Source organism: Aromatoleum sp., from assembly GCF_032027225.1.
Classification (GTDB): domain Bacteria; phylum Pseudomonadota; class Gammaproteobacteria; order Burkholderiales; family Rhodocyclaceae; genus Aromatoleum.
The window spans coordinates 556687-579951 of record NZ_JAVSMM010000001.1 but is presented as its reverse complement, the minus strand read 5'-3'; the positions used below and the strand labels follow the sequence as shown (position 1 = coordinate 579951).

Annotated in this window: 21 protein-coding genes; 14 read left to right on the top strand and 7 right to left on the bottom strand. The window is 66.5% G+C overall.

Annotated features, from left to right (window positions below; all coding sequences use genetic code 11):
* The first annotated feature begins 12 nt into the window (after nucleotides 1-12).
* The 7 genes from peaB (at nucleotide 13) to ROZ37_RS02755 (ending at nucleotide 9063) form a co-directional block, all read left to right on the top strand.
* Complete coding sequence (peaB, locus tag ROZ37_RS02785) at nucleotides 13-1440, top strand: quinohemoprotein amine dehydrogenase maturation protein (protein ID WP_312657311.1); 1428 nt, start codon at nucleotides 13-15, stop codon at nucleotides 1438-1440.
* Complete coding sequence (gene qhpC, locus ROZ37_RS02780) at nucleotides 1437-1757, top strand: quinohemoprotein amine dehydrogenase subunit gamma (protein WP_312657309.1); 321 nt, start codon at nucleotides 1437-1439, stop codon at nucleotides 1755-1757. Before peaB ends, qhpC begins: the two co-directional genes overlap by 4 nt.
* Nucleotides 1758-1760: 3 nt before the next feature.
* Nucleotides 1761-2858, top strand: a complete 1098-nt coding sequence (peaD, locus tag ROZ37_RS02775) for a quinohemoprotein amine dehydrogenase subunit beta (protein WP_312657307.1) — start codon at nucleotides 1761-1763, stop codon at nucleotides 2856-2858.
* A 245-nt stretch (nucleotides 2859-3103) separates the two neighbouring features.
* Nucleotides 3104-4108, top strand: a complete 1005-nt coding sequence (locus ROZ37_RS02770) for a hypothetical protein (protein WP_312657305.1) — start codon at nucleotides 3104-3106, stop codon at nucleotides 4106-4108.
* Between the two features lie 114 nt (nucleotides 4109-4222).
* The gene (locus tag ROZ37_RS02765) at nucleotides 4223-5299 is read left to right on the top strand and encodes a U32 family peptidase (RefSeq protein ID WP_312657303.1); all 1077 of its coding nucleotides are present in this window, start codon (nucleotides 4223-4225) and stop codon (nucleotides 5297-5299) included.
* A gap of 529 nt (nucleotides 5300-5828) precedes the next feature.
* Entirely contained in the window at nucleotides 5829-6737 is a 909-nt protein-coding gene (locus tag ROZ37_RS02760; RefSeq protein ID WP_312657301.1) for an NAD(P)/FAD-dependent oxidoreductase, read from the top strand.
* Nucleotides 6738-7131: 394 nt separating this feature from the next.
* A complete protein-coding gene (locus ROZ37_RS02755) occupies nucleotides 7132-9063 on the top strand; it encodes an AAA family ATPase (protein ID WP_312657300.1) in 1932 nt (643 codons plus the stop codon).
* Nucleotides 9064-9302: 239 nt separating this feature from the next.
* Here ROZ37_RS02755 and ROZ37_RS02750 read toward each other — a convergent pair whose 3' ends face one another.
* A complete protein-coding gene (locus ROZ37_RS02750; RefSeq protein WP_312657297.1) occupies nucleotides 9303-9872 on the bottom strand; it encodes a DUF3365 domain-containing protein in 570 nt (189 codons plus the stop codon).
* 89 nt (nucleotides 9873-9961) lie between these two features.
* Nucleotides 9962-10744: a class III extradiol ring-cleavage dioxygenase gene (locus ROZ37_RS02745; RefSeq protein WP_312657296.1), complete on the bottom strand. Its 783-nt coding sequence runs from the start codon at nucleotides 10742-10744 to the stop codon at nucleotides 9962-9964.
* Between the two features lie 409 nt (nucleotides 10745-11153).
* On the opposite strand from ROZ37_RS02745, the gene ROZ37_RS02740 reads away from it, so the two are divergent.
* On the top strand, nucleotides 11154-12080 hold the full coding sequence (locus tag ROZ37_RS02740) for a CobD/CbiB family protein (RefSeq protein WP_312657497.1): 927 nt from the start codon (nucleotides 11154-11156) through the stop codon (nucleotides 12078-12080).
* A gap of 24 nt (nucleotides 12081-12104) precedes the next feature.
* Nucleotides 12105-13286 carry an acetyl-CoA C-acyltransferase family protein gene (locus ROZ37_RS02735; RefSeq protein ID WP_312657295.1) on the top strand — a complete coding sequence of 394 codons (1182 nt, stop codon included), beginning with the start codon at nucleotides 12105-12107 and terminating at the stop codon, nucleotides 13284-13286.
* A gap of 178 nt (nucleotides 13287-13464) precedes the next feature.
* On the opposite strand, the gene rsgA is transcribed toward ROZ37_RS02735, so the two are convergent.
* Both rsgA and ROZ37_RS02725 read right to left on the bottom strand, forming a co-directional pair.
* On the bottom strand, nucleotides 13465-14409 hold the full coding sequence (gene rsgA / locus ROZ37_RS02730) for a ribosome small subunit-dependent GTPase A (protein WP_312657292.1): 945 nt from the start codon (nucleotides 14407-14409) through the stop codon (nucleotides 13465-13467).
* Nucleotides 14406-15683, bottom strand: a complete 1278-nt coding sequence (locus tag ROZ37_RS02725) for a M48 family metallopeptidase (RefSeq protein ID WP_312657291.1) — start codon at nucleotides 15681-15683, stop codon at nucleotides 14406-14408. The genes rsgA and ROZ37_RS02725 overlap by 4 nt, the downstream gene beginning before the upstream one ends.
* 74 nt (nucleotides 15684-15757) lie before the next feature.
* Here ROZ37_RS02725 and orn point away from each other — a divergent pair, with 74 nt between their 5' ends.
* The gene (orn, locus tag ROZ37_RS02720; RefSeq protein ID WP_312657288.1) at nucleotides 15758-16309 is read left to right on the top strand and encodes an oligoribonuclease; all 552 of its coding nucleotides are present in this window, start codon (nucleotides 15758-15760) and stop codon (nucleotides 16307-16309) included.
* A 93-nt stretch (nucleotides 16310-16402) separates the two neighbouring features.
* Here the strand turns inward: orn and pgi are convergent, their stop codons facing one another.
* The 3 genes from pgi to rpmE form a co-directional block, all read right to left on the bottom strand.
* Complete coding sequence (pgi, locus tag ROZ37_RS02715; protein WP_312657286.1) at nucleotides 16403-18034, bottom strand: glucose-6-phosphate isomerase; 1632 nt, start codon at nucleotides 18032-18034, stop codon at nucleotides 16403-16405.
* Nucleotides 18027-19667, bottom strand: coding sequence for a glycosyltransferase family 39 protein (locus tag ROZ37_RS02710; protein ID WP_312657284.1), 1641 nt, complete (start codon nucleotides 19665-19667; stop codon nucleotides 18027-18029). The genes pgi and ROZ37_RS02710 overlap by 8 nt, the downstream gene beginning before the upstream one ends.
* A gap of 206 nt (nucleotides 19668-19873) precedes the next feature.
* The gene (rpmE, locus tag ROZ37_RS02705) at nucleotides 19874-20089 is read right to left on the bottom strand and encodes a 50S ribosomal protein L31 (protein ID WP_312657281.1); all 216 of its coding nucleotides are present in this window, start codon (nucleotides 20087-20089) and stop codon (nucleotides 19874-19876) included.
* Nucleotides 20090-20240: 151 nt separating this feature from the next.
* On the opposite strand from rpmE, the gene ROZ37_RS02700 reads away from it, so the two are divergent.
* The 4 genes from ROZ37_RS02700 to ROZ37_RS02685 all read left to right on the top strand — a co-directional run bounded on the left by ROZ37_RS02700 (nucleotide 20241) and on the right by ROZ37_RS02685 (nucleotide 23131).
* Complete coding sequence (locus ROZ37_RS02700) at nucleotides 20241-21239, top strand: tRNA-dihydrouridine synthase (protein WP_312657280.1); 999 nt, start codon at nucleotides 20241-20243, stop codon at nucleotides 21237-21239.
* Between the two features lie 4 nt (nucleotides 21240-21243).
* A complete protein-coding gene (locus ROZ37_RS02695; protein WP_312657279.1) occupies nucleotides 21244-21957 on the top strand; it encodes a methyltransferase domain-containing protein in 714 nt (237 codons plus the stop codon).
* Nucleotides 21958-21970: 13 nt separating this feature from the next.
* Nucleotides 21971-22696, top strand: a complete 726-nt coding sequence (locus ROZ37_RS02690; protein WP_312657278.1) for a UPF0149 family protein — start codon at nucleotides 21971-21973, stop codon at nucleotides 22694-22696.
* A 105-nt stretch (nucleotides 22697-22801) separates the two neighbouring features.
* The gene (locus tag ROZ37_RS02685) at nucleotides 22802-23131 is read left to right on the top strand and encodes a YkgJ family cysteine cluster protein (RefSeq protein ID WP_312657277.1); all 330 of its coding nucleotides are present in this window, start codon (nucleotides 22802-22804) and stop codon (nucleotides 23129-23131) included.
* The last annotated feature ends 134 nt before the right edge of the window (nucleotides 23132-23265 follow it).

The window sequence follows — 23265 nt, the reverse complement described above, 5'->3', positions numbered from 1 at the left end:
GGAGAGCCGGACATGACGACACTTCAGATCCAGCCGCACAACTACCGGGCGATCCGTTCGGGCGGACGGCAAGTGCTGCTGCACGTGCCGACGACGTCGATCTTCGAGCTCGACCCGGCGGCGTCCGACCTGCTCGGGCTCTTCGAGTCGACGGTCGAGGTCGCGCCGGACGACATCCAGGCGCGCTTCGACGGACGCTATTCGCCGGGCGAGCTGTGCGACAGCCTCAGCGACTTCATCGATCTCGGCATCGTCGCGCCGCAGCCGAAGCACTACGAAATCCCGGCGCGCGTCGTCGAGCGCTCGCCGCTGAAGACGCTCGTGCTGACGCTGACCACCGGCTGCAATCTCGGCTGCAGCTACTGCTATCGGGAAGACCTCACGTCGCCGAAGAACTCGTCGGTGATGGACTACGAGACCGGTACACGCTCGATCGACCTCCTGATGCAGGAGGCGAGCGAGAACGAGCACGTTGCGATCGTATTCTTCGGCGGCGAGCCGCTGACGCGCATCGCGGTGATCCGCGATCTCGTCGAGTACGCGGAGGAGAAAGCGGCGGCGGCGGGCAAGGGGGTCGAGTTCTCGTTGACGACGAACGCGACGCTCCTCACCGACGAGATCATCGACTTCCTCGACGCGCACCGCTTCGGCATCACCGTCAGCATCGACGGCGACCAGGCGCAGCACGACCGCCACCGCCGCACGATCGCCGGCGGCGGCACCTACAAGACGGTCGCGATGCGCGTGAAGCGGCTGCTGGAGAAGTACAAGTCGAAACCGGTCGGCGCGCGCGTCACGCTCGCGACCGGCAACCTCGACGTCGCGGGCATTTACAAGCACCTGCACGACGAGCTCGGCTTCTTCGAAGTGGGCTTCGCGCCGGCGACCGCCGGCCCCGACTCGCCGGTCGGGCTCACGAAGGAGGAACTCGATATCGTGTTCGAAGCGTTCAAGGCGCTCGGGCGCGAGTACGTGTCCGAGGCGAAGCGTGGCCGTCGCCACGGCTTCGGCAATATGCAGCAGCTGATGACCGACCTGTGGATGGGCACGCGCAAGGTGCTGCCGTGCGGCGCTGGCGTGGGACTCCTCGCGGTCGGCACCGGCGGCAAGATCTCGCTGTGTCACCGCTTCACCGGGTCCGACCTCGAGACTTTCGGCGACGTGACCAGCGGCATCGAGCGCGACGCGCTGTCCGGGTTCATGACCCGCGCGCAGGCCCCGCATTCGGCCTGCCAGGCCTGCCCGGCGCGAAGCCTGTGCGCGGGCGGCTGCTACCACGAATCGTATTCCCGCTCCGGCGACCCCTTCCTGCCGACCTTCGAGTACTGCGAGCAGATCCGCGAATGGACCGCGTTCGGCCTCGAAGCCTTCGGCGAGATCGCCCTTGCCAATCCGGCGTTCTTCAACGCCGCCATCGAACAGAGGAGTGCCCTGCAATGAAACGACTGCGAGCCCTGAACCACAAGGCGCACCTGCTCGAGCAGGCGGCGCAGGACGGCCACAAAGAGGAAGTGCAACTGATGAGCAGCGTCGTCGGCTGCACGACGACCTTCGACCCCGGCTGGGAAGTCGACGCCTTCGGCGGCCTGGCTAGTCTGTGCCAGCCGATGGAAGCCGATCTCTACGGGTGCACCGACCCGTGCTGGTGGCCGGCGCAACTCGCGGACGGCCTGAACACCGCGCGCGACTGGACCGAGGGCAAGAACTCGGCGCTGCGCGACTGGCGCGAACTGCAGACGCTGTTCCCGGGAGACTGAGCGATGAAGACAGTGGCCCTGAAGAAGGCGCGGACGGCGTTCGTGGCGCTGTGCTGTGCGGCGGCGTCCGCATCCGGCTTCGCCGCCGAATATCTGCTGACCGTGACGCGCCCGAACAATCTTCACATCGTCGACCCCGCGAAGCGTCAGGTCGTCCGCTCGATCGCGCTCCCGGGCGACGGCGTGCCGGGAGCGATCGCGGTGCCGAAGGACGGCAAGACCGCCTACGTGCTGACTAACCGCATGGAGAGCGTCATCGGCGTCGATCTCGACACCGGCAAGACTGTGTTCCGCGCCGATTTCTCGACGCCGGAGCGGCGCATCAAAGGGTTCTTCGCCGCCACCGTCAGCGAGGACGGGCGCGAGGTGTACGTGCACCAGGCGCCGGTCGTGCTCGGACGCTCTGAGTACAAGGTCGAGGACACCTACATCGCGGTGTTCGACACGTCCGACGGCATGAATGCGAAACCGCGCCGCAGCTTCCCGGCGCCGCGCCGCATCAGCCTGCTCGCGCCGACCGGCAACCCGGACCACCTGCTTGCGCTCGGTTGGGACATGTACCTCTTCAACACGAAAACCGGAGCGATCGAAAAGACTTTCCCGATCCGCCACTGGGACCGTCCGGGGATCGGCGAGCCCGATGTGCTCGCGATGTGGGGCACGTTCGAGCAGGCCCGCGCGCTGTCGACGCCATACTACGTTGCGAAGACCGACGTCGCGCCGGATTCGCCCGAGGCGTTCAAGGCCGGTCTCGCGGTGTTCGACCTCGACGCCGAGACGCTGAAGACGATCGAGTTCGAGAACGCGCAGACGGCGATGTTCTCGTCGGTGATCAACCCGGTGGCGCGCAACGAAGCCTTTCTCGTGATGAACCAGCTGACGAAGATCGACTGGGAGTCGGGCCGCGTCATCAAGCGCGTGCCGGTCGAGCAGACCTTCTACGCGGTCAACATCTCCGGCGACGGCAAGGAGGTGTATATCGGCGGCGCGCTCGACAAGATCGCGATCCACGACGCGCAGACGCTCGAGAAAACCGGCGAAATCATGATGCCCGGCGGCGCGGACCAGTCGATCGGCTGGATGCGGGTCGTCAAGCGCTGAGGGAATGCGCAGCATCCGTAGGGCGGAAAACGAAATTTCGCCCAGGGGCAAAAGCGCAGCGTCTTCCGCCGAATGCCCGCAGAGCCGGACGGGCATCGGCGGGTAAGGCCTTGGGCTCATCCGCCCTGCGACATGGAGCATAGGTAGATGCACAGCCGAAGGGCGGAAAAACGCGGCGCCTTTGGCCGAATGCCGGTCGCTGAGAGAGGCCATGGCGAAAACCGACGAACCGCGGAGCTCGATTCATGAACCGCACTGATACCCCGACTCGTCCCGATCCGACTCCGCGCCCCAATCCGGACCCGACGCCGAGGCCGAATCCCGATCCGGCGCCGCGTCCGAACCCGGATCCGACGCCCAGCCCGAATCCGGATCCTGTTCTCGCCGGTCGCCCGATCGAGCTTGGTTTCGCCGTGGTCGATGAGCGCGAACTGGTGGCTCTCGCGCGGCATGAACGCCTCACGCGCGAGCACTGCCTCGCCGTGCTCGGTGAAGCGCGTGCCTGCGTCTCGCTGCCCGCCGACGCGGAACTCACCCATCTCTTCCTCGGCAGCGAGTTCTGCGAGCACTTGCTGCCTGACATCGAGTCGATCGACCGAGCGGTCGCGCTGTGCGAGCGTTGGGGTCTGACCTTAGGGCTCGTCACGCCGATCGCGTGCGACGGCCTGTTCGATCCGCTGCGCGCGGCGCTCGCGCGCCTGCCGGCCCGCGCCGAAGTCACCGTCAATGACTGGGGCGTCGCGCGTCTCGTGCAGCGCGAGTTTCCCGATCTGCGCCCGGTCGCGGGGCGGCTGCTCGGCAAGATGCTCAAGGACCCGCGTCTGCCGTCGGCGACCTGGGCGCGGATGTACCCGAACGGACTGCGCGCCGGCCCGTTCCGCGAAATTCTCGACCGTCTCGGCATCGGGCGACTCGAACTCGACTTCCCGCCTTTCGGTGCCGCCGACATGTACGCCGGCATCGATTTCCCGGTCGGCGTGCGCGCACCATACGGCTATATCGCGAAAGGAAGGCTCTGTAAGCTCGGTTCGTTGTCGCTCGACGCGCCCGAAAAGTTCTCGGTCGGCCGCAAGTGCCGCCGCGAATGTCTCGGCTTTTCCGAAGTCGGCGCGCGACCCGGTACGCATGAGCTCCACACCTCGCAGCGCGGCAATACGATGTATTACCGCCACGCCGCCGGCATGGCGGCCGCGCTTGCGGATGCGGTCGCGAGAGGCTGGGTCAATCGGATCGTTCTTTCGGGAGCCTGAGTTGACAGCTCGCATCCTTCCATTGGTGCACGCGGGCCGTCCGCGGTACAACACGAAATGCGCACTTCGTCGCGACGAGGCCACGAGCGTCGCCGACGCGACGGGAGTTCTGACATGAAGATCACCGCACCGATCAGCAGCCACTCCGAAGTCGAACCGCTCGTCCGCGCGGGCGCGACCGAGCTTTACTGCGGCGTCGTGCCGCCGGACTGGGTCCAGCGCTTCAACACGTCCGGCGTCAATCGCCGCGTGTTCGGCAATCTCAACGGCTACGCGGACCTCGAACGCGTCGTCGAGAAGGCGCACGCGCTGGATGCCGCCGTCTTCCTCGTCCTCAACGCGCAGCAGTACGGCGAGCAGCATCTCGACGCGCTGACTGCGATTGCCGAACGCTTTCGCAGCATCGGCGGTGAGGCTGCGATCGTCGCCGACGTTTCGCTGATCGCGTCGCTCGCCGCGAACGTACCGAACCTCGCGATCCATGTCAGCTCGGTCGCGACGTGCCGCAACGTCGAATCGGCGCGTTTTTTCGCCGGGCTCGGCGCGCGCCGCATCGTCCTGCCGCGGGACGTGACCGTCGCCGAAATCTCGGCGATCTCGACGGCGCTCCCCGAGCTCGAAGTCGAAGCCTTCGTCCTCAATGACGGTTGTGTGTTCGAGGAAGGCAGCTGCCACACGGTGCACCTGCCGATGGGCAAGGGCGGCCCGATCTGCATCGACAACTACGCGTTCGAGTACCGCACGGCCGGGGACAACCCGCCGGCTCCGCGCGCGCTGCGGCGCCTCGAACGGAACGACCAGGATTACAAGCGCTGGCTGTGGTACCGCTTCGGCAACGGATTTTCGCTCGCGCCGAACGGCTACCCATGGGGGCCGTGCGGCGTCTGCGCAATGCCGGCGATGCACGAGGTCGGCGTGCATTCGGTGAAGATCGCCGGCCGCGAAGGCGCGAGCGAACGCAAGATCCGCAGCGTCGAACTGGTCGCCGCAGTGCTGCGCCGGATCGAGTCGGGCGGCGCCGAGCGGGAAGTCCGCGAATTTGCCGTCGGTCTGCGCGACGCGCCGGGCCACTGCGCGAGCGGGTACATGTGCTACTACCCGGAAAAGCGCGGTCCGGCGTGCGAGGCAGAGGGTGCGCCGCGATCGGTCGCCGTGCCGCAATCGGTCGAAACGGTCGCGTCGGCGGGCTGAGCGGCGCGGCCGATCGGCAAAGGCGACCGGCAAAGGCGATCGGCAAAGGCGACGGACAAAGGCGAGCGGTGAAGGCGACCGGCAACGTGCCGACCGTATAGGTCTTACAGGGGCAGCGGGAAGTTCTTACGCGTGAAGGATTGCGCCGGCCGCATGCACCATAACGGGCGGGACATGTGAGTCGGCGGGCACGAGCTGGGATCTTTTAGCGCGCGAAGACCGAAAAGCCCTCTGCGTGTTGCCTTGCAGTGGGAGTTTCGTGCGGGCGTGGAGATCGGAGGAAGGTGCTGCACTTTTGCCTGCGGCTAATCTTCGTTTTCCGCCCTACGCGGACTGCGTTTTTGCGCCCTACGGGATGGCGGGGCACGATGCCCCGAGGCTCCGGGGCGAGGGCGTAGGGAACGGCCGCCAGGAACTCCACGAACTTCCAGGCGCTTTCCGCGCGGCGGGGCAGGGAGCGAGCGTTCCCGTTGGCTGCGCCGGCGCCGATCTTGCATCGCTGCTACGTTCCGATTCCCGGCCGATTGCGATGCCCAGTCCCCTGAAGTTCGACGCTCTCGTCATTGGCGGAGGCCCGGCCGGGCTGACCGGAGGGCTGTACCTCGCGCGGTTCCGTCGGACCGTGCTGGTCGTCGACGACGGCCGCAGCCGCGCATTGCGCATTCCGCGGACGCACAACATGCCCGGCTACCCGAACGGCGTCGTCGGCGCCGAGCTGATGTCGTCGATACGCCGGCAGGCCGAACGTTACGGTGTCGTGTTTGCGGAGGGTCGGGTCGAGAAGCTCGAAAAAACGGAGGACGGCTTTTCCGCGCGGTGGCCTGGCGGGGAGGTCGGGGCGCGGGTCGTGCTGCTCGCGACAGGGACGAGCGACATCGAGCCCGCCGTCTCCCACCTCGCCGAAGCGGTCGGTAGCGGCGCAGTGCGCTACTGCCCCGTTTGCGATGCGTTCGAAGTCATCGACCGGAACGTCGGCGTCATCGCGGACGGCCCGGCGGGCGTGCGCGAGGCGCTGTACCTGCGGCATTTCACGCCGCACCTGACGGTTTTCCTGCTGTCGGGCGAGAGCAGTCTCGATGAAGTCAGTCGGGATCGGCTCGCCGCGGCGCAGATCCGCCTGGTCGAAGATCCGATAGCCAGCGTTCGCCTGTCGGAGGGTGCGATCGTCGTCCGTCACCGCGACGCCGAGACGCGCTGCGACTCGGTGTACAGCGCGCTAGGAATGCACATCCATGCGGAGCTCGCACCTGATGCCGACCGCGACGAGGACGGCTACCTCGTGACGGATCGCCGACGGCAGACGAACATCGAGGGGCTGTACGCGGCCGGAGACGTGCTGCAGGGGCTGAATCAGATCACGGTCGCGATGGGCGACGCCGCGATCGCCGCCGCCGCGATGCACCTTGCGCTTAGACACTGGGAGGATCGCGGTTGGTGAAGTTCGCGCGCTGACCGACCAGTGCAACATCACGACCAGCGCAACATCACGACTTTTGTAACGTTATGTTTCCATAGCCGTTCCGAGCAGTGAAAACGGTCGCATACCTCAGGCGCGTATGGCCGGCCGTTCTCTGGCGCTTCCATCGGGGGCACGCCGCGAAGTGCGCGAACGTCATCCTTGCGCCGGCGGTACGGCAGTTGCGGGTCCGGCGTGGCTGGGAAAGAATGCTTCACCGCACAAAAATACTGGTTGTGCGGTAGCAACATTCGAGGGCGCGGACGGACACGAAGGCTTCGCGCTCGTAGCTGAACCCGGTGGTTCGCGCCGCCATATTGCAGGCCCTGCCTGGACCTTCCGACGGTCCTATTCGGGGCTGACTCCCGGATCGTCGATGAAGCTTTTCTCCGCCTGGCCCCGCTGGGTCCAAGTTCTGTTTGCCGTTTTTTCCCTTGTTGCCGTCGTCGCCGCGTGGGTCGCGATCGATTACCGCAATCAGGCGCCCAGCCTGATCGGCAAGACCGCGCTCGCTCAACAATTCGAGGCGGCGCCGCGCGCGTGGCTCGACCATCCGCTCGACGCCTCGACGTTCGCGCAGCGGCTCGAACGCAACGAGATCGCCGCGCTCGCGGTAGATGGCCAGCGCGTGCTGCTGACTACGCGCAGCGGCGAGCGCTTCAGCACCCAACTCGTTGGCGGCGAAGAGAATCTGCTGACGCGTCTCGAAGCACTCAGCCGCGAACAGGGTTTCGCGCTGACGAGCGTCAGGATCGACCCGCGCACGATCGGCGAGCGGATTGCCGCGAGCACCGGCAGTGTGCTCGAACGCCTCGTGACGCTGCTCACGGTCGCCGCGATGCTCGGCGTCGGCGTGTACCTGGTGCGTCAGGGCGCGATGGGCGGGGGTGCGAAGGCGAAGCTCGCCGAAAAGCCCGACACGACTTTTGCGGACGTGGTCGGCGCGTCGGACGCGAAAACCTCGCTGCAGCAGGTCACCGCATTCATGCGCGACCCGCAGAAATATCTCGCGCTCGGTGCGAAGCCGCCCCGTGGCGTGCTGCTCGAAGGCCCCCCGGGAACCGGCAAGACGCTGCTCGCCCGCGCGCTCGCCGGCGAATGCAAGGCGAACTTCATCGCGGTCGACGGCTCGCATTTTTCGAGCATGTTCTACGGCCAGGGCATTTCGAAGGTGCGCGAGCTCTTCGCCACCGCGCGCAAGAATTCCCCGTGCATCATCTTCATCGACGAGTTCGACGGCATCGGCAAGCGCGCGAGCGGCGCGAAGGTCGAGGGCGGACAGTCCGAAGAGAACCGCATCATCAACAAGCTGCTGGTCGAGATGGACGGCTTCTCCGCGTCCGACAACATCGTCGTGATCGGCGCGACGAACCACGTCGGCAACGTCGACGATGCGCTGAAGCGGCCGGGCCGTTTCGATCTGGTCGCCCGCGTCGCGCTGCCGACCGTGAATGACCGGCGCGAGCTGTTCGAGCTTTGCCTCGGCCGCGTCAAGTCCGATATCGGCGCGATCGACACGGAAGCGCTCGCGCGTGCGAGCAGCGGCCTGTCGCACGCCGACATCACGAACATCGTCAACCGCGCGACCGTGCTCGCCGCTGAATCCGGAGCGGATGCCGTCGGCCAGGGCCACGTGCACCGTGCGCTCGAGAGCCACCAGCTCGGCGGCGAAGTGTCGAGCCTGAAGGCGGTGTTCACCGAGACGCACCGCGAGCGGATAGCGATCCACGAGGCTGGGCACGCGCTTGTCGCCCACGTGCTGCGGGCGGGGCGTGTCGAACGGATCAGCATCGAGCCGCGCGGGCAGGCGCTCGGCGTGACTTTCGTCAGCCGCGAAGACGAGGTACCGCTGTATGGCGAACGCGAGCTGAAGGCGCGGCTGTCGATGCTGCTCGCTGGCCGCGAGGCGGAGTTGATGAGCTACGGCAATACCACGTCCGGTGCGTCCGACGACCTCAAGCGCGCGTCCGAGCTGGCGATCGAAATGGTCAGCGCGATGGGTTTCTCGCACGAGTTCGGTCTGCTGAGCCTGCAGGGCGTGCCCGCAGCGCTCGTCGGTCCGCACATCCAGGAACGCGCACTCGGCGAGGCGCGCGCAATGCTCGACACCGCGCAGCGCGCTTGTCGCGACACGCTCGAACGTCACCGCAACGTGTTGCACGCGCTGACTGCGGCGCTGCTGGAGGACGACACCGTATCAGGTGCGCTGCTGCGGGAGATGCTGCCGGTGCATGATTTCCACGCCGACGCCGCAAACGACGCGGCCGCACTGCGCGTCGCGATGGAAACCGCCTCGGCGCCCGCCTGAAGCCCTCCAGGGCGCGGGCGGCCGCCGGGTACGAGTTTTGTCCCGGTCGCCCTGCTGCGGGTGGCGCGCGAAGGCGCTCACCCCGGGCGGACGGGCGGCGATTGCTCAGGAGCTATTGAAACAGCGAAAGCATGCGGGCCGAACCGCCACGCCTTTTGCGTGTTGGACGGCTCGCATCGGAGATCGCGTCGGACGGAACCGCAAGCCGGCGCATCCGTGATCGCAGTCTCGCGGCTCGTTCAGAGCGGTTTGGTGGCGACGATCGCGCCGCGGATCTCTCCCTCCTTGTAGCCGACTGCCCGATCGTTCGGGTAGTGCTCGGCAATGGCGGCGCGCACCTCCGGCTTCAGACTCTCCTGCGGCCCGTGACAGTTCAGACACAGCGCCTGAGTCGGCAGCGCCTTCGCATAGCGATAGACGCGCCCATCGGCGGTGTCGATCACTTCTCCCTTCTCCAGCGTCGCAGGCGGCTCCCCGGCGGCAGCGCGCCGGTCGAACTCTTCGAGTGCCGCCTTTTCCCACGCATCCGGGGTCGCGCGTTCGGCATTGCGCGGCTTGAGGCTGACGCGCTTCAGCCGCCAGCCGCTGCTCGCGGCGATTTCCTTTGCCATCGCAGGCGCGAGATCCTTGCAGACCGGAATCGCGCCTTCCGGTCCGACGCGCGCAATCTCGTCGTTCAACGCGGTCAGGAGCTTCGGCGGCAGCGTTGTTGCCGCGGCACGCGCCTCCAGGAGCATCGGGTCGTCCGCGGCGTGTGCCGAAAGGATGAGGCATGAGAGCGCGGCCGGTACGAAACGTCTGACGTTCATGGGGATCTCCGGATTCGTTCAATAGAAGCGAATTCTGATATTAGCCCCATATTCCGGCTGCGTGACCGGCGATGAGTCGCCCGACCGATTTACATCCCGAAGGCGTACGAATCCATCGCGAGCATGCCGTAGCGTACGTCCCGCTCGGCAAAACGCCGGATTGTCGCCGCTTCCCCCGCTGCGCCGAGCGCGAACATCAACGGCACGAGGTGCTCGTCGGTGGGATGCGCGCGCTCGGCGTGGGGTGCGCGCCGACGGTAGTCGAGGAGAGCCTCGACGTCGCCCGCGGCGAGCGTGTCCGCGATCCAGGTGGTAAACGCAGTGACGTAAGGTTCGACGGTTGCGCGAGGTCCGCGGAACTCGTACAGATTGTGCGTGATACTGCCGGAACCGATGATCAGCACGCCATCGTGGCGCAGCGGTTCGAGCGCGCGTCCGAGCTCGAAGAAATAGCGTGCCGACTCCTGCGGTCGCAGCGAGATCTGGACGACGGGGATCGTCGCGTCGGGGAAAAGGTGCATCAGCGGGACCCACGCGCCATGGTCGAGTCCGCGCTTGGGGGCCTCGCCGGCCGGGAATCCGGCGGCGTCGAGCAGTTCGATCGCGCGCCGCGCAAATTCGGGAGCGCCCGCGGCCGGATAGCGGAGCTCGTACAGCGCTTCGGGAAAACCGCCGAAATCGTGGATCGTTTCGGGCTGCGCCGTGGCGGTCAGCAGCAGCCGGCTGCTCATCCAGTGCGGCGACGCGATCAGGATCGCGCGCGGCGTGGGCAGATTCTCGGCGGCGTTGCGAAGTTGCCGTCCGGCCTCGCCGGGTTCGAGCGCGAAGGTCGGCGCGCCATGCGAGACGAAGAGCGTGGGGAGGATCGACATGAATGTTCCTCGGCAGGTGACGTACTGAGTGAGAAGCGGTCGAGTCTAGCCCGCGTCCCGAGCACGGCAAATGCGGCGCCCGTGTGCTCACTGTTTCTGAAAACGCAATAATCGCCTCAGTCGCGACAGCTCTTGCGGGCATGAAACCACGCTGCGATGACGCATCGACGTGCGGCACGCGTGTGTACTTCGGATCTTCGAGGAGGGGCACTTACCGAAAAACGGAAGTATGCATACGGCGTTTCTGTGCCGCGATTCGGATCCGGGTATTGCCGGCGGCCACCAATCCTCAAATACGAATATCCGATCGCCCCGACCGATGCCGCAGTGCGCAATAAGGACTTTCTTTTGTGGTATCTTGCCCAAAAACAAACGACTAGCAGGCCTTCTTTTTACCACCCCGTCCGGAATGACCCTCTTTTCGCTGATCGTTGCGCTGCTCATCGAGCAGGTTCGTCCGTTGCCGGTCCGGCAACTCGTCCTGGATCCCCTCCGGCGGTTATCTGCGCTCGTTCTCGATCGCTTCAATGACGGGCAGGCACGGAACGGCACGATCGCGTGGTGGCTGATCATGCTGACCGGGGTGATCGGCAGCGTCGTGATTTTCCAGCTGCTGTGGGCGGTCCACCCGCTGTTCGCGTTCGCATTCAACGTCGGCGCGCTGTATCTGACCATGGGCTTTCGGCAGGAAAGCCATTTCTTCACGGACATCCATCTCGCGCTGCGCATGGGCGAACTCGACCGTGCCCGCGCGCTGCTCGGGGAGTGGCGCGGAGGGCAGTACTTCACCTCGAGTTCGAGCGAAGTGGCGCGGCTGGCGATCGAGCAGGCGCTGGTCGGCGCGCATCGCAACGTTTTCGGCGTCGTGTTCTGGTTCATCGTGATGCCCGGTCCGAGCGGTGCTGTGCTGTATCGGCTTGGACGTTTTCTCGGTGAAGAATGGGGTGAGCGGCGCGATGTCGAATTCGGCGACTTCGGCCGATTTTCTCGAAGGGCTTTTGAGGTCATCGACTGGGTCCCGGCGCGCCTGACGGCGGCGTCGTTTTCGGTCGTGGGTGACTTCGAGGACGCGATTTTCTGCTGGCGCACGCAGGCGATGCTGTGGGACGAAAGGGCCTCGGGGATCCTGATCGCGGCGGGTGCGGGCGCTCTCGGGGTGCGGCTCGGAATGCCGGTGCATCAATCCGGCGAAATCGTCGAGCGGCCCGAGATGGGCGTGGGAGAAGAGGCTGACCCGGACTACATGCAGAGTACCGTCGGTCTGGTATGGCGGGCGCTCGTACTTTGCCTGTTAATGCTGGCTTTGGTTGTGATCGCCGGCTGGGTAGGTCGCTAACTGTTTTGAGGAGGGAGTACTGAGATGGCAAATCGTGAAGTAGTGGTTCTGAGTGCAGTGCGTTCGGCAGTCGGCGGATTCGGCGGTTCACTGAAGGACATGGAGCCCGCGGAGTTGGGCGGTGTCGTCGTCAAGGAAGCGATCGCGCGTGCCGGCGTCGATCCCAAGCAGGTCACGTTCGCGACCGTCGGTAACTGCATCCCGACCGAATCGCGCTATCCCTACGTCGCGCGCGTCGCGACGATCCAGGGCGGCATGTCGATGGATTCGGTCGCCTTCGCGGTCAACCGCTTGTGCGGCTCCGCGCAGCAGGCGATCGTGAACTCCGCCCAGGCGATCATGCTCGGCGACGCCGATTTCGCGATCGGCGGCGGTGTCGAAGTGATGTCGCGCGGCGCCTACCTGATGCCGGCGCTGCGCAATGGCGCGCGCATGGGCGATACGAAGGCGATCGACGCGATGGTCGCCGTACTGACCGACCCGTTCGGCGTCGGACACATGGGCATCACGGCCGAGAATCTGACGCAGAAGTGGAACATCAGCCGCGAAGAGCAGGATGCGTTCGCGCTCGAGTCGCAGAAGCGCGCAGCTGCCGCGCTCGCAGACGGTCGGTTCAAGAGCCAGATCGTCCCGATCACCTTCGAGACCCGCAAGGGGCCCGTCGTGTTCGATACCGACGAACATCCGCGCATGACGACGCTGGAAGCGCTCGGCAAGATGAAGCCGGCGTTCAAGAAGGACGGCTCGGTGACCGCGGGCAACGCGTCGGGCATCAACGATGCGGCTTCGTTCCTGGTGCTCGCGGATGCGGCGAAAGCTGCGGCGGGCGGCCACAAGCCGATCGCACGCCTGGTCGCCTACGCGATCGCCGGTGTGCCCAACGATGTGATGGGCGAAGGCCCGATCCCGGCGTCGAAGCTCGCGCTGCAGCGCGCCGGCCTGTCGCTCGACAAGATCGACGTCATCGAGTCGAACGAGGCGTTCGCCGCCCAGTCGATCGCGGTCAACAAGGGCCTCGAACTCGATCCGGCGAAGACCAACCCGAACGGCGGAGCGATTGCGCTCGGCCACCCGGTCGGCGCGACCGGCGGGGTCATCATCACCAAGCTGCTGCACGAGCTGATTCGTACGAACGGCCGTTACGGCATGGCGACGATGTGCATCGGCGGCGGCCAGGGCATCACGACGATCTGGGAACGCGTCTGATCGCGCCAGTCGGCGAAACGAAACCCCGCTCCGGCGGGGTTTTTTTTTGTTCTGCTTCCGGACGCGCCGATCAATTACCCGAGCGTCGGCGGCTCTCATCGGGGTGAGCGGATTCCCAGGATTCGCGCGCCGTTCGGGACGCGGCCTGCATGGCGTGTTCTCCATCCGGCAAGAACAATCACCAGCCTTGCGTTTGCCGCTTCGCGACGGCGATTTCGTCGCGGATCTGCCGGTAGTGCTCGAAGCGGCGCGGATCGATCGCGCCTGCGCCGATCGCGGCTCGCAGCGCGCATCCGGGCTCGGCCTCGTGCTGACAGTCGCGGAAGCGGCATTTGCCGAGGTAGGGATGGAATTCGACGAAGCTTTCGGCGAGCTCGTCCGCGCCGAGGTGCGCGAGGCCGAAAGCCTGCAGTCCGGGGCTGTCGATCAGCCACCCGTTGTCGATCGGATAGAGGCGGGCGAAGGTGGTCGTGTGTTTCCCGCTATTCAACGCTTCGGAAATCTCGCGCGTCGCGGCCCGGGCAGCGGGCACGAGCGCGTTCGTCAGCGTCGATTTACCCATGCCGGATTGCCCGACGAGGATGCTGCGCTCCCCGGCGAGCTTGGGCCGCAGCGCGTCGGCGCCTTCCCGCGCGCTCAGCTCGAGCACGGGATAGCCGAGCCGTTCGAAGGGGGCGAGTTGGGTTCGTGCCATCGGCAGCTGCTGCTGCAGATCCGCCTTGTTCAGCACGATCAGGGTCTTGATCTGCTGGCTCTCGGCCGCGGCGATGCAGCGGGAAATCAGCATGTCGGAGAAGCCCGGCTCGGTCGCGACGACGAGGATCACTTGCGTCAGGTTCGCGGCGATGAGCTTTTCGCGGAAGGCATCGGAGCGCCACAGGAGATTGCGCCGCGGGCGCAGCTGCTCGATCACCCCTTGAGCGCTCCCGGTCGGCGTCACTTCGACTTCGTCGCCGCATGCGAACACGCTCTTCTTGCCGCGCGGATAGCATTTCAGCGGTGCCGTCTCGCCATTACCGGCATCGCCGGAATGCTGGATTTCGACTTCGTAATGACGGCCGAACGCGGCGGTGATCACGCCGTCGAGCCGAGCGTCCGCAGTGCGTCGGGCAGGGGAAGTCACGTCGGCGACGGCTCGCGGAAGGCTGAGCGCAGGCGCGAGACGCGCAGCGCGGCGGGCGGATGGGAGTCGAAGACGCGGGAGTACAACGGGTCGGGCGTCAGCGTGGAGGCGTTGTCGCGGTAGAGCTTCACGAGGGCCGTTGCGAGATCCTCCGCATGTGTGTGGCGCGACGCGTACGCGTCGGCCTGGAACTCGTGCTTGCGCGACCAATGGGTCATCAGCGGTCCGAACGGAAACGTGAAGGCCGGCAACGCCAGAGCGAACAGCGCGAGCGCGACGGCCGTCCCGCCCGTCGTCGTGCTGTCCATCCCGAGGCCGGTGAAGAACCATGCGCGCTCCATCAGCCAGCCGAGCAGCCACAGCAGCCCCAGGCTCGCCGCGGCGATCACCGAAAACCGCTTCCAGATGTGCCGGTGATGGAAATGCCCGAGTTCGTGCGCGAGCACGGCTTCGACTTCCTCGGGTTGCAGCTTTTCGAGCAAGGTGTCGAAGAAGACGATGCGTTTCGCGGCGCCGAAGCCGGTGAAATACGCGTTGCCGTGCGCCGAGCGGCGCGAGCCGTCCATCACGAACAGCCCGCGCGAACGGAAGCCGCAGCGGTCGAGCAAGCCTTCCACGCGCGCTTTCAGCGTTTCGTCGGCGAGCGGTGTGAATTTGTTGAACATCGGCGCGATGAAGGCCGGCCACGCAAACAGCGCGACCAGGTTGAACCCGATCCAGAACAGCCACACCCACAGCCACCAGAGCTCGCCCATCGCACCCATCAGCCACAGCACCGCCGCGAGCACCGGCAGGCCGATCACCGCGGCGAGCAGCCCTTCGCGCACGAGGTCGGCGACGAAGAGCCCGGGCGTCATGCGGTTGAAGCCGAACAGTTTCTCGATCCCGAAGGTGCGAGCGAGCGAAAACGGCAGGTCGACGACCCAGCCGAGCAGCGCGACGATCGCGAGCAGCGCGACGCCGTGGGCGATGCCCCCGGCGTCGAACCATGTCGCCGTCACGTCATGGATAGCCTGCAGCCCGCCGCCGAGCGTGAGCACGAGCACGAAGCCGGTGTTGACGGCAGCGTCCACGATCGCGAGACGCATCCGGGCGCCCGTGTAATCGGCGGCGCGACGGTGCGATTCCAGCGCGATCGATTCGGAGAACGGCGCGGGCACCGAGTCGCGCCGAGCGCGGACGTGACGGATCTGCCGGCGCATCAGCGCGAGCTTGACGAGCAGCGTCAGCAGTAAGGCGACGACGAACAGGATCGAAAACGCTTGGGGAGACATCCGGGAGCCGTGGTGGGTGTGGCAGTGGGCTTCTATGCCACAATCCCGGTTTGCTTAACCGGGCCGAAAAGATTATGGCACAGGATCAAAACCACCTCATCTGGCTCGACATGGAGATGACCGGGCTGGAGCCCGATCGCGACCGCATCATCGAGATCGCCATCGTGATCACCGATTCGCAACTGAACGTCGTCGCCGAAGCGCCGGTGATCGCAGTGCACCAGCCCGACCACGTGCTCGACGGCATGGACGACTGGAATCGCAACACGCACGGCAAATCCGGGCTCGTGGATCGCGTGAAGGCGTCGACGATCGGCGAGGCTGATGCCGAATCGCAGATGCTCGCGTTCCTGCAGCAGTACGTTCCCGCGCGCACGTCGCCGATGTGCGGCAATTCGATCTGCCAGGACCGCCGCTTCCTCGCGCGCTACATGCCTGCCCTGGAGGGGTGGTTCCATTACCGCAACCTCGATGTTTCGACGCTGAAGGAACTCGCCAAGCGCTGGCGGCCGGAGGTGTACAAGGGTGTCGACAAGAAGGGCAAGCACGAGGCGCTCGCCGACATCCATGAATCGATCGACGAACTACGCCATTACCGCGACAACTTCTTGCGCCTGACGGCGTGACCGTGGGGGAATGGCCGCTCGGCCGTTCGCCACCCCTCGTGACTCAGCCCGCGCGCTGAATCGGCTCGCGTCACCGAGCCGCCAGACCGACGCTCAGCTGCCGCGCGTCTTGCGCATCGACGCGGCGGCCGCGAGCAAGCCCGCCGTCGATGAATCCTGCTCGCGAGTGCCGCCCGCGGCGACCTGCCGCGCCATCTCTTTCCCGAGTTCGACGCCGTACTGATCGAAACTGTCGATGCCCCATATCCACCCCTGTACGAACACCTTGTGCTCGTACAGCGCCATCAACTGGCCGAGGGTGTACGGGTTCAGCTCGGGCAGCAGCAGCGTCGTGCCCGGCTGGTCGCCCGGGCAGACGAGATGCGGGGCGAGACGCTCCGCCTCGGAGTCCTCAAGCCCCTTGTCGCGCAAGCCTGCCAGCGCAGTGCGGTGATCGCGTCCCGCCATCAGCGCCGCCGATTGCGCGAGCGCGTTGTCGACGAGCGCCCGCTGTCGCGGTTCGTCCCTGCCGACCGGCACGATGAAGTCGAGCGCGACCTTGCGGGTGCCCTGGTAGAAGAGCTGATGGAAGGCGTGCTGGCCGACGGTGCCCACTCCGCCCCAGACGATCGGCGAAGTCGGGACCGCTGTCGGTGAGCCGTTGCGCAGGCAGCGCTTGCCGTTGCTTTCCATTTCGAGTTGCTGCAGCCACGCCGCGAAACTACGCAGACCGTGTGCGTAGGGCAGCAGTGCGAGGCTTTCGATGCCGAGGAAATCGGTGTTCCACAGGCCGGTGAGGCCCATCAGCGCGGGGAGGTTGCGCGCGAGTGGGGCGTCGTGGAAATGCACGTCCATCGACCGCGCGCCGACGAGGAACCGGTCGAATTGGTCTTCGCCGATCGCGAGCATCAGTGGCATGCCGATCGCCGACCAGACCGAATAGCGCCCCCCGACCCATTCGGGAAGCGAAAACACCCGCTCGGGCAGGATGCCGAATGCGACGGCGGTTTCCGTCGCGTTGCTCACCGCGGCGAAGTGCGACCTCAGGTCGACGTCGGGGCCGAGCGTTGCCCGCAGCCATGCTCGCGCCGCGGTCGCGTTCGCGAGCGTTTCGGCGGTCGAAAAGCTCTTCGACGAGACGATGAAGAGCGTGGTCGCCGGATCGGCGTCGGCGAGCGTTTCATCGAGGTCGCGCGGATCGATGTTCGCGACGAAGCGGACGTCGAGATCGTTCCGGTCGCGGGGAGTGTCCAGCGCTTCGACGGCCATCCGCGGGCCGAGGTCGGAGCCGCCGATGCCGAGATTGACGACGAGCCGGATGCGCTCCCCCGTTGCACCGTTCAAGCCACCTCCACGCAGCGCTGCGACGAATTCGCGCATCCGTGCGTGAGTGCGCGCCAGTTCGGCCGCTTCGTTGTCCGGTGCCGGACAACCGCCGCGCAACGCCATGTGCAGCGCGGCGCGGCGCTCGGTGAAATTGAGCTGCCGACCCGCGAACAGTTCGTCGATGCCGGTCCGTAGCCCGGACTGCTCGGCAAGCTCGACGAGCGTCGCGAGCGCGGGAAGGTCGAGCGCCTGCTTGGACAGGTCGAGCAGCAGGCCGTCGTGGTGGAACGACAGCGTGTCGAAGCGGATCGGGTCGCTTTCGAAAAGCGCGGTTTGTCGCGTCCGACCGAGCCGGGCCGCGTGGCCCTCGAGCGAAGTCCAGGCGGGCAGGTGCTGCGGCGGGATGAAGGATTCAGTCACGGCGATAGAGGCGGAAGATCTCGAGTTGTTTGCCACCCCCGCGGCTGTACTGCCATATCTGTTGCCATTCGGCCGCTGGGCGGATCGTCGCGGGGCTGCGCTCATCATAAACGAGCAGAAATGGACAAGAAGTTTCGTTACCTGATACCGACACGGGCCGCAGGCCGGCGAAGTAGTGGAACGATGCGCGCTGGCTCGGCGAAAGACCGATTGCGGCGACACAATCCTGGCGTTCACCCGCGAGCGCGATCGCGAGCGAGTCGGCGACCGGGCGATAGCTGCGGTCATGATTGAACCACGGCATCAGCAGCACGACGGCCAGGCACCACAGCATGGTCATCCCCATCGCCCAACTCGCCGGGCCGCGACTCGTTCGGCGCGGCAGTCGCCAGATCAGCGCGATCCATCCGACGACGATGCCGACCGCGAGGAAGCCCTGCTTGAACGTGCCGGTCAGTTCGAAGCCCGGAGCGACCTTTTCCACGTGGCGTGCGAGTCCCGGTGGCCAGGAGAACACCTGAGCGGTCCAGGCGATCCAGACCAGCACCGCGAACACGATGAAGGTCATCACGGCGAACCAGTCGAAGGCGCTGGCAGCGCCGCGCCTGAGCATCGGAACGCCGGCTGCGGCGAGTAGCGCCAGCGGCGGGATCAACGGGAGCAAAGTCGCCTGCCGGACGTTGCCGGCGACGATGATCCAGCCGAGCGACAGAAGAAATGCGGTGATCGGGAGCATCCAGGAGATGCGCAGTAATTGTCGTCGCATCCGCCACAGGGACCACAGCGCGATCGGCCATAACGGCCACGCGAACCAGCCGAAAAGCTCGACGAGTCTGGGGAACTCCCCGGCGGGGACCATCGTAGAACCGAGCGGCACCCATTCGGTGCGCCACCATAGCGTCAGCAACTCCGGCGCTTGGTAATGCAAGACCAGCGGCCAAATTGCGGTCACGCCGAGCGCGAGGCTCAGGCCGAGGATCAGGCCGCCCGTCGCGCGGGGGTTCCGGCATTCCGGCGAGCAGATCACGATCGCGAGGAAGAGCGGCAGCGTCAGCACCGTCCCCTCCGGCCCCGCGGCAAGGAACGCGAGTGCCGCACCGCTGCCGGCCTGGACGCTGCCCAAGGCGGGGCGCGTCGGAATCAGCGACAGCCCCGCGAGCGTCATCGCCTGCATCGCCATCAAGGCAACCAGCGGCTGCGTTTCGTGCGCGTGGAGCACGAGCCCCAGCGTGCCGAGCATCAGCAACGCGGCGGGCGTGCCGGTGTGCTTGCCGTAGAGCCGGGATGCCGCGCGCGCGACCCAGAAGATCGCGAGGGCCGTGTAAAGGGCGCTCGCGAGCCGGGCGCCGTCGTGCAAGGGCAGCAGCGAGCCGAAGAGCGCCGCGAAAACCGCGCCGGTCCAGTAATACAGCGGCGGAAAGCTCGTCGAAGGTTCGCCGGCGATCGAGGGAAACAGCAGCCCGTTGCCGTTCAGGATTTCGAAGATCGGGCCGAAGTGGCGCGCGTCGTCACCCCGCCACGGGTCGTGCCCGACGAGGCCGGAGAGCAGATACAGCGCGACCAGCAGCGCGAGCCCGACCGCGCCGTAGATTCGCTGCTGTAAAAGGGAAGGAGAGCGTGAGTCGCCGGTCATACGATATCGGTCGTGAGTCGGGCCGTTCCGGAAAGCGTGTGAGTGTCGCTGCGGGTCGATGCGCCACCCGGGATGGAATTCTAGTCGCAAGCGGCCGGCATGGGCGGCATATGCCGGCCGCGGGGTCCGGCCGGAATCCCGGCGCAAAGGGCCGGACGAACAAAAAAGGCAGCCGAAGCTGCCTTTTTACGAAAACCGGGTGAAGCTCAGCCGCGCTGGACGTTGCCGTACTTCTGGCGGAAGCGCTCGACGCGGCCCGCGGTGTCGACGATCTTCTGCTTGCCCGTGTAGAACGGATGGCACGCCGCGCACACTTCGACGTGCAGGGCCGGCTTGCCGAGCGTCGAACGCGTCATGAAGGTGTTGCCGCAGGAGCAGGTCACTTCGACCTCTTTGTAGTTCGGATGGATGTCCGCTTTCATGGTAGATCCTCGAGCAGCGGGCGGTGAATGTGGCCGCCCTGTGAAACGGTGGAAACGCGGGATTATCGGGGATGGAAAGCGCGAAAGCAAGCGTCGGCCGCGTCCGCCGACGCATTTGCTCTTACAATGCGTGGTTTTCGAGGGGGTTCGCGTGCGGCTCGTTCTGGCGCCGATGGAAGGTCTGCTCGATGCGGTGCTGCGCGACGTGCTGACGCGAGTCGACGGCTACGACTGGGCGGTTGCGGAGTTCATCCGGGTTTCCGACTCGCTGCTGCCGCCGCGCGTCTTCAAGCGGATTTGCCCGGAGCTCGAACTCGGCGGCGCGACGCGCGCGGGCACGCCGGTGCGCGTTCAGCTTCTCGGCTCCGATCCTGCCTGTCTCGCCGATAACGCCGCGCAGCTGGCGCGACTGGGCCCGCCCGGCATCGATCTGAACTTCGGTTGCCCGGCTCCGACGGTGAATCGCCATCGTGGCGGCGCGGTGTTGCTCGACGAGCCGGAACTGCTGTTTGCGATTGCGACAGCCGTGAGAAAGGCGATGCCACGCGGGATGCCGTTCACGGCGAAGATGCGGCTCGGCGTCGTCGACGCGAGCCGGGCGCTCGACTGCGCGCGCGCCCTCGCGGACGGCGGAGTCGAGGAGCTCGTCGTGCATGCACGAACGAAGCTCGACGGCTATCATCCCCCTGCGCACTGGGAGTGGGTCGGGCGCATCGCCGACGTCGTGTCGATTCCGGTGATCGCGAACGGAGAGATCTGGAGTGCGGCCGACTGGCAGCGCTGCCGCGCCGCAAGCGGCGTCCCTGACGTCATGATCGGACGTGGCGCGGCCGCCGACCCCTTTCTCGTCCGGCGCATCCGCGACAGCGCCGCAACCATGTCCGGGCACCCGGAAGATCCGGCGCGGCGCGAGCTCGAGTGGCAGGAGCTGCGCCCGCTGCTCGCGCTGTTCTGGGAGCAGGTGCAACAGAAAGTGCAGCCGACGCACGCGCCCGGCCGCATCAAGCAGTGGCTGAACCTCTTGCGACGGAGCTTTCCGCGCGCCGAGACCCTTTACCAGGAACTGCGGCCGTTGCGCCGGCCCGTCGAAATCGACCACGTCCTGCTGCGTCACCGCATCGTTCCGGATGCCGTCGCCCAGGCCGCCTGAAGCCATGAGTTACGCGAATTCCCGCATTCCCGCGAGCGCCCAATCGGGCATCCACGAGCAACTGGTTCGCCGTGTCGAGCGCCACCTCGCCGAGCCGTTCCGCAAGCCCTACGCGGATTACAACCGCGCGGCGTTCGCCGCGAGCCTCGAACGCTGGGACCAACGTGCGCCGCTGATCCTCGACGCGGGCTGCGGCGTCGGCCACAGCACCATCCAGCTCGCGCGCAGCTTTCCGGATCACTGGGTCATCGGCGTCGACCAGTCGCAGGACAGACTCGAGCGGCGCAAGCCTTATCCGGAGGCGTTGCTGCCGAAAAACATGGTGTTCGTCCGCGCCGACCTCGTCGATTACTGGCGCCTCTGCTGCGACGCGGGTCTGAAGCTCGCACGCCACTACATCCTGTACCCGAACCCGTGGCCGAAGATCGGTCACCTCGCGCGGCGCTGGCACGCTCATCCGGTGTTTCCGTTCATTCCGCGCCTCGGCGGCGTGCTCGAGTGCCGCACGAACTGGCGCGTGTACATCGAGGAATTCGCGTGCGCGCTGTCGCTCGCGACCGGCCGTGAAACCGGTTGGGAGACTTTCGAGGCGCCGGTGCCGCTGACGCCGTTCGAGCGCAAGTATCGCGACTCGGGACAGCCGCTGTATCGTCTAGTGTGCGACCTCGACGAAGACGCTTGCGCGACGCCGCGCGATGGCTCACTCTCGCGGACCTGACGGAGAACGCCCCATGACTGCTGACGTAGCCGACGCCCCCGAGGCACCCAACTCCCATTTGCTCGACGACGCCGAATTCGAGGCGCTCGAAGAATTGCTGACCTCCGACGCGGTGCCGGAAGACTGCATGGACCTCGAGATGCTCGACGGTTTCCTCGCGGCGGTGCTCGCGTCGCCGGTGCGCATTCCGCCCGAGCGGTGGCTCCCGGACGTCTGGTCGGCCCACGGCGAGGACGTGTCCTTCGGTTCCGGCAGCCAGATGCAGCGGGCCATTCGCCTCGTTCGCCGCTATTACAACGAACTCGCGACGACGCTCGACGACCCCGAAGCTTGGGAGCCGTTCTGCTATGCGGCAAGCGAAGGCGACTCGCTCGGCATCGGCGAGGAGTGGGTCGAAGGTTTCGCGCAGGGGCTCGAACTGTGGCCCGAAGGCTGGGAGAGCACGGTCCCGGAGGACGCGGCGAAGATGGTCGGCGAGATGATCGAGACGATCCTCGCGCCCTGGGCGGACGAGTCGGCCGCCGAAGCGGACGACGACACGCGTCTGAAGTGGCTGGAAATCGCGGTGGCCGGGCTCGGCGTGATCATCGGCCGGTGGCAGGCATTGGAACTGTGGCAGGTCGAGGTGCTGCCCACCGACGCGCCGCTCGCTCCGTCTCCCGCGGCGGCCGGGCGCAACGACGCGTGCCCGTGCGGCAGTGGCAAGAAATACAAGAAATGCTGCGGAGCCGCCGTCTAGCACTTAAGGGTGGCGCACCGAAGGCATAACGCCGGAGCGCAGCACGGCGCAACCAAGGTCGCGCGGCCGGCCCTCCGGTCCGCAGCCGACCCGGTTTCCTCAACCATGAACGACGATCACTGCACCCGTTGCGGCGCCTGCTGCGCCGCGTTCCGCGTGGACTTCCATCCGTCCGAACTGGCGAGCGCGAGCCCCGGTGGCGTGCCGGACGCGTTTGCGGTCACGGTAACCACGAATCTCGTGCGCATGCGCGGGACGGACGCGGCGGCCCCGCGCTGCGTCGCGCTCGAAGGGCGGATCGGGGAGCGGGTGCGCTGCACTCTGTACGCATCCCGTCCGTCGCCGTGCCGCGACTTCGCCCCTTACGCGGCGCTCGGCATCGGTGAGGACGCATGCGACCGTGCGCGCTCGCGCCATGGGTTGCCTCCGCTCTGATCCGTAGTCCGAAGTTCGAAATATTCAACCACAGCTTGTGTCGGCATAACTAAAAATGTGCGCCCGAATCCGTGCCTCGACTGCGGCCTCTGCACCGTTCCCTTCCGCGTCTACTTCTGCTGGTGCGAAGGCGA

Coding starts and splice junctions, on each gene's coding strand:
- qhpC (WP_312657309.1), top strand. CDS start 1,437: ATGAAACGACTGCGAGCCCTGAACCACAAGGCGCACCTGCTCGAGCAG.
- ROZ37_RS02725 (WP_312657291.1), bottom strand. CDS start 15,683: ATGTCTCCCCAAGCGTTTTCGATCCTGTTCGTCGTCGCCTTACTGCTG.
- ROZ37_RS02695 (WP_312657279.1), top strand. CDS start 21,244: ATGAGTTACGCGAATTCCCGCATTCCCGCGAGCGCCCAATCGGGCATC.
- ROZ37_RS02770 (WP_312657305.1), top strand. CDS start 3,104: ATGAACCGCACTGATACCCCGACTCGTCCCGATCCGACTCCGCGCCCC.
- ROZ37_RS02750 (WP_312657297.1), bottom strand. CDS start 9,872: ATGAACGTCAGACGTTTCGTACCGGCCGCGCTCTCATGCCTCATCCTT.
- orn (WP_312657288.1), top strand. CDS start 15,758: ATGGCACAGGATCAAAACCACCTCATCTGGCTCGACATGGAGATGACC.
- peaB (WP_312657311.1), top strand. CDS start 13: ATGACGACACTTCAGATCCAGCCGCACAACTACCGGGCGATCCGTTCG.
- ROZ37_RS02760 (WP_312657301.1), top strand. CDS start 5,829: ATGCCCAGTCCCCTGAAGTTCGACGCTCTCGTCATTGGCGGAGGCCCG.
- ROZ37_RS02690 (WP_312657278.1), top strand. CDS start 21,971: ATGACTGCTGACGTAGCCGACGCCCCCGAGGCACCCAACTCCCATTTG.
- ROZ37_RS02745 (WP_312657296.1), bottom strand. CDS start 10,744: ATGTCGATCCTCCCCACGCTCTTCGTCTCGCATGGCGCGCCGACCTTC.
- ROZ37_RS02685 (WP_312657277.1), top strand. CDS start 22,802: ATGAACGACGATCACTGCACCCGTTGCGGCGCCTGCTGCGCCGCGTTC.
- peaD (WP_312657307.1), top strand. CDS start 1,761: ATGAAGACAGTGGCCCTGAAGAAGGCGCGGACGGCGTTCGTGGCGCTG.
- ROZ37_RS02735 (WP_312657295.1), top strand. CDS start 12,105: ATGGCAAATCGTGAAGTAGTGGTTCTGAGTGCAGTGCGTTCGGCAGTC.
- rpmE (WP_312657281.1), bottom strand. CDS start 20,089: ATGAAAGCGGACATCCATCCGAACTACAAAGAGGTCGAAGTGACCTGC.
- ROZ37_RS02740 (WP_312657497.1), top strand. CDS start 11,154: ATGACCCTCTTTTCGCTGATCGTTGCGCTGCTCATCGAGCAGGTTCGT.
- ROZ37_RS02765 (WP_312657303.1), top strand. CDS start 4,223: ATGAAGATCACCGCACCGATCAGCAGCCACTCCGAAGTCGAACCGCTC.
- ROZ37_RS02710 (WP_312657284.1), bottom strand. CDS start 19,667: ATGACCGGCGACTCACGCTCTCCTTCCCTTTTACAGCAGCGAATCTAC.
- ROZ37_RS02755 (WP_312657300.1), top strand. CDS start 7,132: ATGAAGCTTTTCTCCGCCTGGCCCCGCTGGGTCCAAGTTCTGTTTGCC.